Source organism: Prosthecobacter sp., assembly GCF_044222565.1.
Taxonomy (GTDB): Bacteria; Verrucomicrobiota; Verrucomicrobiia; order Verrucomicrobiales; family Verrucomicrobiaceae; genus Prosthecobacter.
This window is the reverse complement of sequence record NZ_JBGANA010000002.1, coordinates 297456-313321: the sequence shown is the minus strand read 5'-3', so window position 1 is coordinate 313321 and position 15866 is coordinate 297456. Positions and strand designations below refer to the sequence as shown.

Below are 15866 nucleotides of genomic sequence, written 5' to 3'. Positions count from 1 at the left end.
AAGCATCGAAGTTCTCGCATGCCGTCCAGCCTGCAGAAAGCGGCAGCTGCGCTCATTCTTCGCTTCGCGACCGCACTCCAAATGCAATGACCGCTCCGCTACCACGCCATACCATTCGCCCCCGTCATCCCCCCCCAACGCCGGAGGGCTGGGGACAGCCCTCCCTAGCTCCTCACGCTGGGAGCACACCGGCCCTCATACCATCCTCGGCAACACTTCGACCACATCCGCGAGCACTCTGCCGCTGCCGTGGCGCAGTTCGTTGCAGCGGCCAAAGAGGATCTGCCCGCTCGTCGCGCCCAGCAGATCCGCAAGGCGCTGGTCCACCGAAATGCGGAAGTAGCCGCGCGGGTGGCTGGAGTGGGGCACCTGGTAGCGCTCCAGGATGGCACCGAAGGGCACCAGACCCTCCAGCACCAGCTTCTGCGCTTCTTCAGGCAAAATATCGAGATGAATGCCGATGGCGCCAAACTCGATGGGCATGCCGTCTTTGCGGCGATGCAGCACGGAGGCGCGCACGAGGTAGTTGCCGATGCGGGCGCGGGCGGCGACGTCGAGGTCGATCTCGCTGCCGTGATATTCGCGCAGGTGGGGTGTCATGTCCTTGTCATGCACCAGGAGAAAGCGCTCCTGCTCCGCCAGGTCCTGCGGCTCCACAAAGGTGACGCGCGGCCGCACGCTGCCGATGCCGTAGAAAAAGATCAGCGGCGCGAGGATGTCCTCGTCCTGCCGGGGGGCCGTCTCATTCACCGCCGCCATGGTCGTCGTCGTCGTTGGGCTGCCGCGTTTCGGCTCAAGTGTAGCGGGCATATTGGCGATGCTGTGGGAGGAAGAAGTCATGCAGCAGACGGTCCACCTGCAGCAGGCCATCGCGAGAAAGTGTGATGCCCTTCTCATCCAATGTGGCAAAGCCTTCCTTGGCCAGGTAGTCGAGCTGCGGGGCAAAGTGCTTGCGCGGATCTTCGCCGAATTTTTGCACGTAGTAGTCGAACTCGCTGCGGCCCAGCTTGAGCTTGAGAATGAACTCGCGCACAAAGCGGTCTTCGGGTGTGGTCTGGTAGGCGCGGAAGATGGGCAGCTTGCCCGCATCCACGGCCTGCATGTAGGGGCCCACGTCCGCCTGATTCTGGTAGTGCACGCCGCCCAGGTGGCCAAAGGAAGCCACGCCGCAGCTCAGCAGATCCGCCCCTTCCCACAGGGAGTCGCGATACACAAACTTGATGCGCTGCGGATCCTTCACCACGGTGTAGGCGCTCGTCACGGTGTAGCCGTCCTTCGCAAATTCATCGAAGGCGTAGCTCACCCAGTCACGCTTCGTCTGCCAGTCGGCCACAGGCGCAGTCACCTTGCCTTCGGCCTTCATCTGCTGGTACATGGTGGTGTTGTAGGGCACCTCCATCTGGTAAATCGTCACCGCATCCGGCTGCATGGCGATGGCCTTGGCCACGGTGACTTTCCAGTTCTCCCAGGTCTCGTTCATCATCCCGGCGATGAGGTCGATATTGATGTGCTCAAAGCCCAGCGTACGCGCAAAGCGGTACGCCTTTTCGATCTCGCCGCTGCGATGCGCGCGGCCGTTTGTTTCGAGAATGTGATCGTCGAAATTCTCCACGCCGAGGCTCAGGCGAGTGACACCGATCTCGCGGATGCCCGTGAGCTTCACTTCATTCAGCGTCCCCGGTTCCGCCTCGAAGGCCACCTCCGCCGCTTCGTCCCACGGGATCATAGCCTTCATGCGGTTGGTCAGGTCCTTGAGCTGCGGCACGGAGAGGTAGCTCGGCGTGCCGCCGCCGAAGTACACGAAGTGCGCCTTCCGCCCCTTCAGATAGGGCTGGCTGGTGAAGTGCTCCATCTCGCGCATGCCGGCGTCGATGTAGGCCTTCACCTCGGCGGCGTTCTTGTCCGTATAGACCTTGAAATAGCAGAAGTGGCAGCGCTTGCGGCAGAAAGGGATGTGGAAATAGACGCCCAGCGGGATGTTGGCGGGCGCAGGCTGCTGCAGGATGGCCTCCACAGCGGGCACCTGATCCGGCTTCCAGAAGGAAAACGGCGGGTAGTTGGAGACAAAATAGTTCCCGGCCTCCGTCTGTTCGACCTTCTTTTCGTGGGCGGGAGTTTCGAGCGCGGTTTGCATGTGGGGGTGTTTAGAATTACGGCTGCCGATGCTGGTTCTACGATCAAACTGAACCGGTGGGGCCGCAAATGGGAAATGAGGCCCGGATTTCGCCTGTGGTGGAGACCGCTAGGAGGTAGGCATGAAGACGCAGCGCATTTTGGAGTGCGGTCGCGCAGCGAAGAATGAGCGCAGCTACCGCTTTCCGCAGGCCTGCTGCCACACGAGAACCATCAGCGCTGCCGAAAGCACCCACCCGCATGGCGGACAGGACCGCAGGGCCCCAGCGATCTCTTCACCCCACGAAAGCGGTAGCTCCGATGCAGGCCTGCGCCTTGCATCTGCGCGACCGCACTCCAAGACGCTGCCGCGCTCGCGATCGCACGCGCCCCTCAAAACACCGGGCGGTCCCCGCTCTGCCTCGCCGCCTCCAGAGCACCGGGCAGCTTCTCCTGCACCTCCGCGCCGCCATCGATGCAAAAGCAGTGCTGCTGGCCGTCCACCTGAAACGACAGGAAATGGGCTCCCATCCAGTTCTTCTCGAATGCGACGTTTGTCATTTTCCACAGCGGCAGGTGCAGCTCCACGGAGGAAATCAGGCCGGTGTTGAAATACGCGAATCGGCGGGTGGTAAGAATCACGTCTCCGGCGGTCGAGCCGAACATCGCGCCCGGTTTGGAGACCGTGCGTCCGCGTTTCGAGCACAAAACCTCCTCGTCCTCCGTGCCCCCTTTTTTCATGATCTTCTTGGGCAGCGCCTGCTTGCGGAACTGAGCCCCGATCAGTTTCGCACCGCCATGGAGGATCGCTTTGGTGAGATGGTGCATCATAGGAGGTCTAAAGTATATGCTGGAGCAGCAGGCCCTGGAGAACGCGGAAGAGCCATCGAAACTTGCTTTCAGCAAGCGCGGCATGAGGGCAGCCCCCCTTGGTCCTCAGCCTCACGACCGGGTCATTTGCCTAAGCAACGTAAATCCAGCGGCGCACAAAGACCCTCGCAGCCTAATTCCTTTACCATCTAATAAAGGAGATCAAAGCGTTGAAATAAGATATCAGACCCCACGTTCGCTGGTGCGGGGGTGTCCCCCGTCATTTTCCTTGAGTAATCTTTCCTAACGGCAACTATCACCCCCGGATTCCAAACCTAAGGCCGCTCCACCATGAACGTGTTTCGTCTTCATCTTTTCACACTGGCGGCTTTGACGCTCGCCATTCCAGCCCACGCCGCGCCGCTCTCCGGCACCCGGACCATCGGGCCCACGGGCGACTATGCCTCCGTGACCGCCGCCATCGCGGATGTGCAGATGCAGGCGCTGGGTGGCGCGCTCGTGCTGGAACTGCAGGCCGCATACGTGAGCACGGTGGAGACCTACCCGCTCACCATCCCTGCCCTGAACGGAGCCAGCGCCACCAACACGCTCACGCTGCGCCCGCAGGCAGGCGCCACGGGCCTTTCCATCTCCAGTTCCAACACCACGGCGGCGACGGTGGACTTGAATGGCGCGCAGTTTGTCACCATCGACGGGCGGCCCGGCGGCACAGGCACGGCGAAGCAGCTCACCCTGGCCAATACGAGCACCTCCGGCGTGGCGCTGCGTTTCATCAATGAAGGCAGCAACAACACCATCAGCTACATCACGCTCCAGGGCGTGAACACCAGCGCCAGCAGCGGCACCGTGGTCTTCAGCACCACCACAGGCACGAACGGCAACGACAACAACACGCTGGACACCTGCGACATCCGCGATGGCGCCACCACTCCGACCAACGGCATCTGGGCTCTGGGCACCGGCACCACCACGGCCAGCAACAACAGCGGCAACGTCATCACCAACTGCAACATTTTCAATTTCTACCGCAGCACCGCCGTCATCACCAGCGGCCTGTCTCTCACCAGCGGGAACACGAACTGGACCATCTCCGGCAACAGCTTTTACCAGACCGTCAGCCGCGCGGGAGTGGCCACCACGGTGCGGGCCATTTACCTGAGCAACACCTCAACCAACAGCCACACCGTCAGCGGGAACTTCATCGGCGGCAGCGCGGCCGGAGCGGGCGGCACGGCCTGGACGAGCACCGGCACCACGGCGGCGTACAACTTTGTGGGAATCTGGCTGCGGGTGGCCAGCAACGTCGCCACCAGCGTGCAGGGCAACACCATCAAAAACTTCTCCTGGTCCACCGCCGGCACCGCGACGTCCCAACCGGGCGTGTGGGCGGGCATCTATGTAGAGTCTGGCATGTCAAACATCGGCACCGTCACGGGCAACACCATTGGCAGCGGCACCGGCACGGGCTCCGTCTCCGTGACCACCTCAGGAGACGGCGGCATGACCTTCGGCATCTGTTCGGACACCAGCGTCCCGGTCAACATCAGCAACAACACCATCGGCTCCATCACCACGGGCGGCACCACCACGGGCATCAGCGCTTCGATCATCGGCATTCAGGTCACCAAGGGCACGAACACCATCTCCGGCAACCTCATCGGCAGCACCACCACCGCCAGCAGCCTGAACGCCTCCACCAGCACCTCCTTCAGCGGTGCTTCGCAGCTGGTCACGGGCATCGATTGCACCAATGGCGGCACCAACAACTGCACCATCACCGGAAACACCGTGGCCAATCTCATGAACAAAAGCACCCGGACCAGCTCCCTGATGCGCGGCATCGTCACCGTCACGGGCACCAACACCATCTCCGGCAACACCGTCCGCAATCTGACCTCTCCCTGCATGAGCACGGGTGCTTCCGTGGTGGGCATCTGGCAGCTTTCCTCCGGCAGCGGCCAGACGATTTCCCAAAACGTCGTGCATTCCCTTTCCAACACGTCCAACGCGGCCATCACCCCCGCCCAAAACGTGGCTGTGGTGGTCGCGGGCATCTATTTCGACGGCGGCATCAGCGGCACCAATCTCATCGAGCGCAACTTCGTGCACAGCCTCTACCTTGACTCCCTCAATACCGCGGCGGAGCTGAACGGCATGCTCTTCGGTTCCGGCGGCACCTTCACCGCGCAGAACAACATGGTGCGCGTGGGCCTGGACGCCAGCGGAGCCAGCACCGCCACCGGCGCCACCGTGCGCGGCTTTCATGACAATGACAACGGCGCGAGCTATGCGAGAAACTTCATCCACAACTCCGTCTATGTGGGCGGCACGGCGACTTCCGGCGGGGCCAACTCCTTTGCCTACAGCAGCTCCAGCCAGTACAATTCCCGCGACATCCGCAACAACATCTTCGTCAACGCCCGCAGCAACAGCGGCGGCACCGGCAATCATTACGCGATGACCAACGGCAGCGTCAGCGCACCGCCCCCGGGCCTGAATTCAGACTACAACATCCTCTACGTCACCGGCAAAGGCGGCATGCTCGGCCTTTTCAATGGGCAGGACTACGCCACCCTCGCCGAATGGCAGGCCGCCACCGGCATGGATGCCAGCAGTGCCGTGCAAGATCCCCGTTTCGTCAATGCCACAGGCACGGCGGCTGTGGTGGATCTGCATCTGCAGTCCAGCAATCCTGCCGAGGGCCAAGGCGTGCTCATCGCCTCCATCACGAAGGATTTCGACGGCGAGACGCGCAGCAGCCTCACCCCCGTGGACATCGGCGCGGACGCCGGCAGCTTCACCTACGATCCCGCCCCCGCCATCAGCCTCCCGCAGCTCTCCAGCGGCACCATGGCAAACCGCGTTCTCACCGGCTGGGCCACCATCATCGACGACGGCGGCGGCGCAGTCTCCGGTGGTGCCAGCGCCCCGCGGCTCTACTACAAGAAGGCCACGGACGCCGATGCTTTCAAGGGCAACACCTCGGCGGACAACGGCTGGAAATACGTCACCGGCACAGACATCGGCGGCGGACAATACAGCTTCACGATTGATTACTCCCTCATCATCGGCGGCGTGGTGACCCCGGGCCAGACCATCCAGTATTTCGTGGTCGCCCAGGACGCATCAAACAACCTCAGCTCACTGCCAGCCGGAGCAGCAGCCTCGGCCAGTCCCCCGGTGCAGCACATCAGCGCCAAGCCCGCCTCCGGCGTGTACAGCTACAGCATCCTGGACACGCTGGGCGGCACCGTCACCGTCGGTCCTGGCGGCAGCTACTCCAGCCTGAGCGGTGCGGGCGGACTCTTCGAGGCTCTCAACAACGGCTCGCTCAGCAGCAACCTCACCGTGAACATCACCGGCGACAGTACCGAGGACGGCAGCGTGGCGCTCAACGAGCCCAGCTCAAACACCTACCCCAATGCCTGCACCGTGACCATCCAGCCGGACAGCGCCACGATGCGCACCATCACCGGCACCGGCACCAACGGGCTGCTCCGCTTCAATGGAGCGCAGCGCGTGATTTTGGACGGCAGCTTCGGCGGCAGCGGGCGCTACCTGACTTTTCGCAACACCAACACCGGCAGCCTGGCGTGCACCCTCATTTTCATCAACGACGCCAGCAACAACATCGTGCGCAACTGCGTGCTCGAAGGCGCATCGACCCCCTATGGGGTGGTGACTTTCCGGGCGGGCGCAGTCACCGGCAACGACGGCAATACCATCTCGGGAAATCAAATTCGCGACCGCAGCGATGCCACGAGCGTGCCCTCCTATCTGGTCAGTTCGCTCGGCAGTTCGGACTGGGTGGCCAACAGCGGCAACACCGTTTCCGACAATGACATGTTCAACTTCACCGGCACGGGCATTGGCGTTTTTTCCGGCAACAGCTCCTGGACGATCACGGGCAACACGGTTTACCAGACCGCCGCGCGCACGACCACCCTGAACGGCATTTATGTCAACAGCGCGGGGACCAACGCGGTGCTCAACAACATCGTCCACGACCTCACCTCCAGCGGTGCCACCACCGGCATCACTCTCGGCACCGAATCCGGCAGCACTACCGTCTCAGGCAACCGCCTTTGGAACATCGGCAACACGTCCGGCAGCACCAATCAGGCCTTCGGCATCCTCTGCCAGCAAACTTCAGGCCAGAGCGTCACGGTGGTGAACAACATGATCGCTTTGAGCTCATCCGGCACCACGGCGCAGATCCTGCGCGGCATCTATGACAGCGGCACGTCCGGCAGCACGACCCTCATCGCGTACAACAGCGTGCTCCTCACTGGCACCGGCGGCGCGTCTCGGGACACCTGGGCCTTCAGCTATGACGGCAACTCCACCGCCACCGTGAAGAACAACATCTTCCTGAACCTGCGCACCGGCGGCAGCAACCATTACGCCGCAAACTTTTCCACCGCCAGCACCGGCACGCTGGCCATCGACTCGAACGTCTATGCCGGAACCGGACTGAGCACCGCTGCGAACTTCTTTGATGCCGGTGATGGCAGCACTTTCAGCGACATCCCCATCAGCTTCGCACAGTGGAAGACCAACCTCCCCGGAGACACCCACTCCAGCGCCGGAAATCCCGGCGGCCTCTACAGCAGCGCGATGTTCCTGGCCCCCTCCACCGCCCGCCTGTACCTCACCGCCGGCGGCAACGCCCTGGTGAACGGCGCGGGTGTCCCCGTTGCCGGAGTGACCACGGATTTCGACGGCGATCCCCGCAGCGCCACCGCGCCAGTGATCGGCGCGGATGAGATCCCGCTGCCCGACATCGCGGTGGCGCAGACCAGCGCCCTCGTGGACGGCGTGGGCAGCGTGAATTTTGGCAGCGTCGCCCTCGGCGGCAGCGGCACCACCAAAACCTTCACCATCACCAATCCCGGCAGCGCCACTCTGGCCAGCCTCAGCGTTTCTGAAGACGGCACCCATGCCGCCGACTTCACCATCAGTTCTTTGAGCCGCACGAGCCTTACCACCGGCTCCAGCACCGCCACCTTCACTGTCACCTTCAGTCCGGGAGCCAGCGGGACACGCAACGCCGCACTCCACATCGCCAGCAATCTGCTCGGAACAAAGAACCCGTTTGATATCACCCTCATCGGTACGGGCCTCACCGCAGCCGACGCATGGCGGCAGAGCAAGTTCAACACCACCAGCAACACCGGCAACGCCGCGGACGGCGCCGACCCCAACGGCAACGGCATTGTCAACTTGATGGAATACGCGCTCAATGGCGATCCCACAGGCAGCACCGTCGGCACCGGCATCCTGCCCACGGCCTCTGCGGACGGAAGCAATCACCTGCAGCTGGCCTTCACACGCTATCTGGATCGCAACGACATCACGCTCACCGTTCAGGGATGCGACACGCTGACTGGCACATGGGTCGATCTCTCCCAAAGCGTCAATGGTGCTGCCTTCACCGTGCTGGCTGCCGGTGCAACTGTGAATGAAAGCGGTACGGGCAACACCCGCGCAGTAACGGTGGGCGATCTTTATCAGATGACTGATCCCGCCCATCCGCAGCGCTACCTGCGCCTGAAAGTGACGAGGCCGTGAGATTGTTGCCAGCTACCTTCACCCCACTCACTCATCCCACTGACAGTCGAAAGCGAGTCTGGCAGCCACTGTGCCCCCCGAAAGACCCAGCGCATTTTGGAGTGCGGTCGCGCAGCGAAGAATGAGCGCAGCTACCGCTTTCCGCAGGCCTGTCGGCACACGAGGACCATCAGCGCTGCCGAAAGCACCCACCCGCATGGCGGACGGAGGGCCACGAAAACAGCACACGCCTCTCCCCACAAAAGCGGTAGCTCCGATGCAGGCCTGCGCCTTGCATCTGCGCGACCGCACTCCAAGACGCTCTGCGCTCGCTTCACCGTACAACCTAGAGCGTCATCGGTTCTACTCCCTCAAAAAATCGGGTGATCGCTGCCCTGAGCCGCTGCCTCCATAGCCACGGACAGATTTTCCGCCAGTTCATCGCCGCCTTCGATGGCAAAGCAATGCTGCTGGCCGTCCACTTGAAATGACAGGTAGCTGTTGAGCAGCAATCCCCCTTTTCGAAAATCGACGTTGCTGATCTTCCACAGCGGCAGGTGCAGCTCCACGGACTTGAGCAGGCCGTTGCCAAAATAGGCCAGGCGACGGGATGTGAGAATGATGTCGCCTTTGCTGGAGCCAAAAACAGCGCCCGGTTTTGCGACGGCCCCGCCTCTCTTCGAGCACAAAACCTCCTCGTCCTCCGTGCCCCCTTTTTTCATGATCTTCTTGGGCAGCGCCCTCTTGCGGAGCTGGGCCCCGATCAGTTTCGCGCCGCCATGGAGGATCGCTTTGGTCAGATGGTGCATCATAGAGCGTCAGAGGTGGAGTGCTGAACTGTAGCCGTTGCGACCTGAGCCTGGAGCCGAAAAAAACGCAACTTCATTTGAGCAGCCGTTGGTGTGGCAGAGCAATGCGGGACCGGATGGTTGAACCACTAATCGCACACTAATCAAACACTCATGGTAACTATTCAGGTCCGTAGTGATGGGACGAAAGAGGCTGCGCAAGGGGCTTTGAAACGCCCCTCACCCGGCCTCTCCCCGAAGTTAGCATTCAGCTATCAAGCCTGGGGCGGGGAGAGGGGATTGGCGCTGGTAGGCTTTAAAATTTAGTCGGAGTCGCGACGCGAAACTCCTCTCCCCGCCCCAGACTTCGCAGCTCTGGGCATCCTTCGGGGAGAGGCCGGGTGAGGGGTAAAACAAATCCCCCAAGTAGTTGCCCCCAGATTCCCTTCGGACCTGAGATTTCCGGCTCATGATGAGTGTTCCATGAGTGTCCGATGAGTGGTTTCAAAGTCTGACATTACTTCCCCCTCGCCAGCACCACACGAAATCCGATGGTATTCCTCCGCGTCTCCGGCGGCACGGGCATTCTTGCTGAAGAAAGCAGTTCATCCTGGGAGGCGCTGCGCCAGTTGCCGCCGCGGGTGGTGCCGAGCACGGGTTTTGCAGGCTCGTCCGGCTTGGCCGAGGGCACGGGGGCGAAGTCGGTTTCGATCCACTCGGACACGTTGCCTGCCAGTCCCGTGATGCCGCGGTCATTCGGGGGCAGCGCCGTCACCGGGGCGAGGAAGGGATATTTGTCGTCATAGCCGGGGATGGCGCTGTCGAGTCCGGCTTTGCGTGCTCCGCTGATGTCCGCGAGGTTGTCCGCGTCCTCCGGTGGCGGCCATTCAAAGCCCCAGGGGTAGATGCCGCGGATGCGGCCATTGCGTTCTTCCGGTGTGGTGCCGCGCTCCAGCGGCAGGCCCACGGCGCGGCTCCATTCCTCATCGGTGGGCAGGCGGTAAACATCCTTCGGGCCGATGAGGCCTGCATTGCGCTCGCGCTCGGTCAGCCAGGCGCAGAAGGCGCGCGCCTCGATGCGGTCCACACCCACCACCGGCACAGTCCCGCCGCCGCCTTTGCTGGCACCGCCGTCCAGCCGCGAAGGCCGGCGCGCCTGCGTGGCCTTGCAGTACTCCAGGTAGTCGCGGTGCCGCGTCTCCCACGCGGAGAACATCACGTCTCCCAGCGGCAGCAGATTCATCCCGAGGCTGTTCGCCTTCCACTGGCGGCCAAACGTCACCGCCTTGCGCGTCTGCATGTCGGCAAAGAGTTCGGACTGCACCCCTTCCCGCACCTCGCCCTCCAGCACCACATCGGCAAAGCCCTCCTCGCGCAGCTCGAACTCCACCGGGCCCGTGCGCACGCGCGGCAGTTCCAGCGGTGTCTCGCCCAGGAACTGATCGTGCTGAAACACGCGCACCTTTTCCGGCTGGCTGGTCACCACCACGCTGCCGTAGGTCTGGCGCTCCACGCGCAAACTGAAGGCGCGCCAGTTTTTGTCCGCCGCCTGGTCCTCCTTGTCAGCATCGCGGCCGTCCGGCATGTCATCCGGCGCGGGCTGCCCGCTTTCCACAAAGTAGAAGGGCTCCACTTCATAGTGATGCTCCTGGCTCAGGTAGGCCTCGCTGCGGTCACGATCCGTCAGCCAGTAGCGGAAGGCCTCCGCGTCGCCGTCCGGCACCACCACCAGGTAGGCGCTGTCCTGGTCCTTGCCGCGCTGGAAGCGCACCACCTTCCCCTCAAAGGAGCGCCCCGTGGACTCCAGAAAGCGTTTGAAAAACTTCATCTCCACCGGCTCCGCACTGATGTGCCCTCCCGGCCCCGGCTTGAACACCATGCCCAGGCTGTTCAGCCAGCGCTCGCCTTTCTGCGGCAGCTTGGAAGGCTCCAGCTTCAGCGTGAAGACCGCCGGCTTCTCATCATGCGCGATGTGGTCGATCTCCACCTGCTTGTAGCCCGGCAGCCGCAGTTGGTAAATCACCGGCACCCCCTCTGCGGGATTCAGCTCCAGCGGCGTGATGCCGAGATTCTCCTCTCCCGCAAACACCACCGCGCCCGGCGGCGTCGTCACGATTTTGAGCCGCGGCGCGTTGTTGTTCATCGCCATCAGCGTCTGCGCCCGGTGCCCGCGCGCCAGCCACATGCCAAAGCCCACCGCCAGCAGCAGTGCCACGGACCCTGCGGCGATCCACGACCACATCAGCCGGCGGGAGGAAGGCAGCGGCTCGCCCCGCAGCGCCAGCGCCATCTCCCGCGCGTTCACAAAGCGGCCCTTGGCCTTCGGCGCGCAGGCCGTGCACACCACATCCTGCAGCCTGCGCCAGGAGTCCAGCGGCGCACCCGTTTCAGAGCACGATGGCAGATCCGGGAAATCCAGGCGGTCCTTTCCCGTGCTGGCTTCGTAAAGCACCATGCCCAGGGAGAAAATGTCAGACGCCGCCGTGCCCGGCCCTTCCGGAGCCACAAAGCCCTCCGTGCCCACAAAGCTGCGCTGCCCCAGCAAAGCCACCAGCCCGATGTCCGCCAGCCGGCAGATGCCATCGATGAAGATCAAATTCGACGGCTTCACATCGCGGTGGATGAGCTGATTGCGATGCAGGTAATCCAGCCCCTCCGCGATGGTGGCCCCCAGCTTGATGCACTGGTTTGCGGCCACACGTTTGTCCCGCTTCATCTGCAGGCCCAGCGTGTGCGGTTTGTAGGTGTCCGCATGGATCTCGCGCCCCGTCTCCAGGTCATCCGCCAGCTCCATCACATAATAATAAAAGCCCTCCTTGTCCGAGCGGCCCACCTGCAGAATCGGCACCAACGCCTCATGCCTGCGCGAGATCGGCTCGAAGCGTTTGATCGCCTCAAACTCCCGCTCAAACGAGTCCGGCCTGTCGTAGTCCTCCCGCCACACCACCTTCACCGCGCGCAGCACCCCGGTCACACTCCGCGCCAGCCACACCTCCCCAAACGCCCCCTGCCCGATCAGACGAAGCGTCTCGTGATCACGGATTTCGGGCGCTGTACGTGACTTGATCTGCATGCGTGCGGGTTGGGACGGGAGATTACACCGCAAGCGGGCCGGACTGTCAATCAGAGGTCAAGGCGTGGTCAAGTTGTCAAGGAGGGTCAAGAGTCGAGCATTGACCACTTCTTGACCAGCACTTGACCTCTTGACGAATCCTTGACCACCTTTTGACTTATCCCCCTCACGGCTTCCCGCCCTTGATCCGCACCAGCATGCGGCCTCCAAGGGTCTTGAGGATTTCCAACTGGCCCTGCAGCGGCGAGCCTGGGGCTTCCAGGGTGTCCACGTCCTGCTTCAGGAAGATGCAGAGCACGCTGGGATAGTCCTTGGCAAGCTCCTGGGCAGCGACGGCATTGCGCAGCATGTGCAGCGGCGGGTGGGCGGTGAAGTAGGGATGCAGCTTCAGCGGATCCACGGAGAAGTAGATCACGCCCTGGGGCATTTCGCCGGTGTAGTACGTGACGGCACGGGCGATGAAGCTGGAGGTGATGACCGGCTCGCCTGGCTTGCGCGCCTTCACGGCCTCAGCGGCGATGTCGCGGGTGGAGGTGTAGGTCGGGATCTTGTCGTCCACGCCGTATTGCATCAGCATGACGAGAGCCGCCGTCACCATGACAGTGCTGGTGGCCCAGGCGGCAATGCGCTGCTTCAGCATGAGCACCATCGGGATGCTGATGACGCCCGCCAGAACATAGATGACCGGCACCAGATCCTTGATGAAAACATTGCTCTCCTTGGGCGGCAGGATCACCGAGATGAAGGGGCCTGCGAACATCACCAGCGCCGTCTGCAGCACCACCAGCGTGGCCACCAGAATGCGCTCCCCTTTGCCACGGAAGCCGCTGCTGATCCACTGGTCCAGCGTGTGGCCCATGATCAGCGCCAGCGTCACGAAAAGGAAGAAGGTGTAGGTGGGCAGCTTGCTGTTGCAGATGGTGAAAAACACGATGCTCGGCACAAACCAGCAGGTCAGGAAAAGCAGGCGATTGTCGGTCTTCAGCCCCTTCACGGTGCGCACCACGGCGGCGATGAGCAGCGGGATCCACGGCAGGTTTCCACCCACGTGAATGGCGATGTACCACCACCAGTGGTTGCTGTGCGGGTGCTCGGAGCCGGTCAGGCGCTCCCAGTTTTCATGCACAAAGAAGCGGTGCCAGTACTCCATGCCGTACTTCTGAAACATGACCGCATACCACGGCCCGGCGATCAGCAGCCAGACGACGAGTCCCACCCACAGACCTTTTCCACGCCAGGGGGAGCGCTTCTTGGTCAGCCACAGGTAGCAGATGGAGCCGAGCGTCGGCACTAGAATACCCACCGGGCCCTTCGTCAGAAACGCGAACGCCGAGGCCGCAAAGTGGAGGATCATCCACTTGTCCCGTTTGTCCTCCTCCTCCGTCGCCAGCCAGAAGAAGAACACGGAGGCGCTGATGCACAGCGCCAGGCAGATGTCCGTGAGCATGAGCCGGGACATGATGGCATACTCCACCCCGGAGGCCAGCACCACGGCGGCCCAGAAGCCGGCGCGCGGCGAGAACATGCGGCGGCCAAACCACCACGTCAGAAACACCAGCAGCGTCGCGGCCATGGCGGAAGGCGCACGGCAGGCAAAGGGATTGTCCCCGAAGATCTTCATGGCGATCATTGACTGCCAGTAAAAGAAGATCGGCTTTTCAAACTGCCGCTCGCCAAAGATGATCGGCGTCAGCCACTCGTTCTGCTGCACCATCTCCCGCGTCGTCTCCGCATAGAACGGCTCATCGGGATCGATCAGCGGCAGGTGCCCCAGACGCCACCAGAACATGACGGTGCAGATGGCAAGCAGGGCGAGGAATTGGGAGCGGATGGACATCAGGCAGGGGTGGAAGAAGTGGAGGAGGGAATAAAGATTTCCTGATCGCGTGCATACCCGCAAAACCGGGCGCTGCTAAGGAAAAGTTGAGTCTCGTGGCACTCGATGGCCGCCAGCTTGCGCGCCTTCTGCCGGAGCGTGAGCTCCAGCGTCATGCCGGACGCCTCCGGGCAGAACCAGCGGCGGTGAATGAGGTAGGCCCATTGCGGCAGGGCCATGCCAGCCCGTTTCATGGCCTCCTGGATGAGCGCGTATGAGCCTTCGTGGTCCGGGTGGTTGTCGTCCTGGGAGGGCACCACCAGCAGCGTGGGGCGGAAAGTTTCCAGCTCGGCCACATGCAGAGCCAGCGCAGCTTCATCCCGCTCATCCCACAGCCGCGTCAGCCCCTGGTCTGGCAGGCCAAAAAAGACCGCGTCCTCCGCCTGCAGGCCGAGGGTTTGCACCGAGCGCCCGGCCTCCAGCCGCCGCCGTGCGCCCCAGCGCCGCCGGCAGTCCTCATCGATGCTCCAGCGCTGCTCCACATAGCGTTGCGGCCAGGGGTTGTTGTCCCCGTCGGTTTGAAACACCACCCGCACCGCAGCCCCCAGCGCCACGGCGTGCTGGATCAGTCCGCCGCAGCCCAGTGCTTCATCGTCCGGGTGGGGGGCAAACACCATCACGCGAGCCTGCGGGGAAAGCGTGTGGAGGAAAGGCATCAGGGTGGGGATCGGGATGGGAATGAGGGCTCGGGGGCCGCCTTCCATACCCGGCTTCTCAAAGCGTGCCAGATGAATTGTCTGTGACCCGATATTCTGGTTGGACATCGACCGGGAAACCGTGGAAGCTTGGCGTTCCCCCTATATTACATGCAGGCTCCCAGCCAGACCGCTCCCACCTCGTGCAAGATCGCCGCTCTTATTCCGGCGTATCGTGAGGCTGCCGCCATTGCCGATGTCGTGGGCCGCACCCTCCCGCAGGTGGATCTGGTGCTGGTGGTGGACGATGGCTCTCCGGACGACACGGCCGCTCTCGCGCGCAAGGCCGGGGCCGAGGTGATCGTCCACACCGTCAATCAGGGCAAGGGCTCCGCCATGAAGACCGGCATGAAGACCCTGGCCGAGCGCGGCTACGACTACATCATGCTGCTGGACGGCGACGGCCAGCATGCGCCGGAGGAGGTCGCCCGTTTCACCGCCCTGGCCCGCAATGGCAGCGCCTACGTGGTCGTTGGCAACCGCTTTGAAAACGTCAAGGGCATGCCCATCGTGCGCCGTTTTGTGAACAGCCTGATGTCCCGCATCATCAGCAATGCCTGCGGCGTCCGCATCCCGGACACCCAGTGCGGCTTCCGCCTCATCCGCTCCTCCCTTGTGACGTACATCATGGGCAGCAGCGACCACTTTGATTTTGAGACGGAAATGCTCCTCCTGGCCAGCCGCGCCGGATTCACCATCCAGAGCGTGCCTGTGAGCACCATCTACGGCGCGGAAAAAACGAAAATCCGCCCGGTGCAGGACACCATCAAGTTCATCAAGCTCATGCTCCGCTGGCGCAGGCAGGCAGCCGCCATGCCCGCGGCAGCCCCGCTGAATCCGTCCAAGGCAACGGAGCTCTGATCTCCTTCTGCGCGGTCTGGCAACCTCCGGCTTGCAGAGCACTCAAGGCATCCGGTATTCTGATGCCTTTATTTCTCTAA

The 15866-nt window shown here is 62.8% G+C and carries 9 protein-coding genes; 2 read left to right on the top strand and 7 right to left on the bottom strand.

Annotation, left to right across the window (positions count from 1 at the left end; genetic code table 11):
• Positions 1-195 precede the first annotated feature (195 nt).
• From ACILSR_RS03410 to ACILSR_RS03400, 3 genes are all read right to left on the bottom strand, one after another.
• On the bottom strand, positions 196-840 hold the full coding sequence (locus ACILSR_RS03410; RefSeq protein WP_395748322.1) for a hypothetical protein: 645 nt from the start codon (positions 838-840) through the stop codon (positions 196-198).
• Positions 794-2134, bottom strand: coding sequence for a coproporphyrinogen-III oxidase family protein (locus ACILSR_RS03405; protein ID WP_395748321.1), 1341 nt, complete (start codon positions 2132-2134; stop codon positions 794-796). Before ACILSR_RS03405 ends, ACILSR_RS03410 begins: the two co-directional genes overlap by 47 nt.
• A gap of 371 nt (positions 2135-2505) precedes the next feature.
• A complete protein-coding gene (locus ACILSR_RS03400) occupies positions 2506-2943 on the bottom strand; it encodes a hypothetical protein (RefSeq protein WP_395748320.1) in 438 nt (145 codons plus the stop codon).
• A 330-nt stretch (positions 2944-3273) separates the two neighbouring features.
• Here ACILSR_RS03400 and ACILSR_RS03395 point away from each other — a divergent pair, with 330 nt between their 5' ends.
• Positions 3274-8514, top strand: a complete 5241-nt coding sequence (locus ACILSR_RS03395) for a beta strand repeat-containing protein (protein ID WP_395748319.1) — start codon at positions 3274-3276, stop codon at positions 8512-8514.
• A 350-nt stretch (positions 8515-8864) separates the two neighbouring features.
• Here ACILSR_RS03395 and ACILSR_RS03390 read toward each other — a convergent pair whose 3' ends face one another.
• The 4 genes from ACILSR_RS03390 to ACILSR_RS03375 form a co-directional block, all read right to left on the bottom strand.
• Positions 8865-9305: a hypothetical protein gene (locus ACILSR_RS03390; RefSeq protein ID WP_395748318.1), complete on the bottom strand. Its 441-nt coding sequence runs from the start codon at positions 9303-9305 to the stop codon at positions 8865-8867.
• Between the two features lie 493 nt (positions 9306-9798).
• Complete coding sequence (locus ACILSR_RS03385) at positions 9799-12354, bottom strand: protein kinase domain-containing protein (protein WP_395748317.1); 2556 nt, start codon at positions 12352-12354, stop codon at positions 9799-9801.
• Positions 12355-12520: 166 nt separating this feature from the next.
• Positions 12521-14191 (bottom strand): ArnT family glycosyltransferase, encoded by a 1671-nt coding sequence (locus ACILSR_RS03380; protein ID WP_395748316.1) that lies wholly within the window; start codon positions 14189-14191, stop codon positions 12521-12523.
• The gene (locus ACILSR_RS03375) at positions 14191-14886 is read right to left on the bottom strand and encodes a PIG-L deacetylase family protein (RefSeq protein ID WP_395748315.1); all 696 of its coding nucleotides are present in this window, start codon (positions 14884-14886) and stop codon (positions 14191-14193) included. The genes ACILSR_RS03380 and ACILSR_RS03375 overlap by 1 nt, the downstream gene beginning before the upstream one ends.
• Before the next feature lie 150 nt (positions 14887-15036).
• On the opposite strand from ACILSR_RS03375, the gene ACILSR_RS03370 reads away from it, so the two are divergent.
• On the top strand, positions 15037-15786 hold the full coding sequence (locus tag ACILSR_RS03370) for a glycosyltransferase family 2 protein (RefSeq protein WP_395748314.1): 750 nt from the start codon (positions 15037-15039) through the stop codon (positions 15784-15786).
• The last annotated feature ends 80 nt before the right edge of the window (positions 15787-15866 follow it).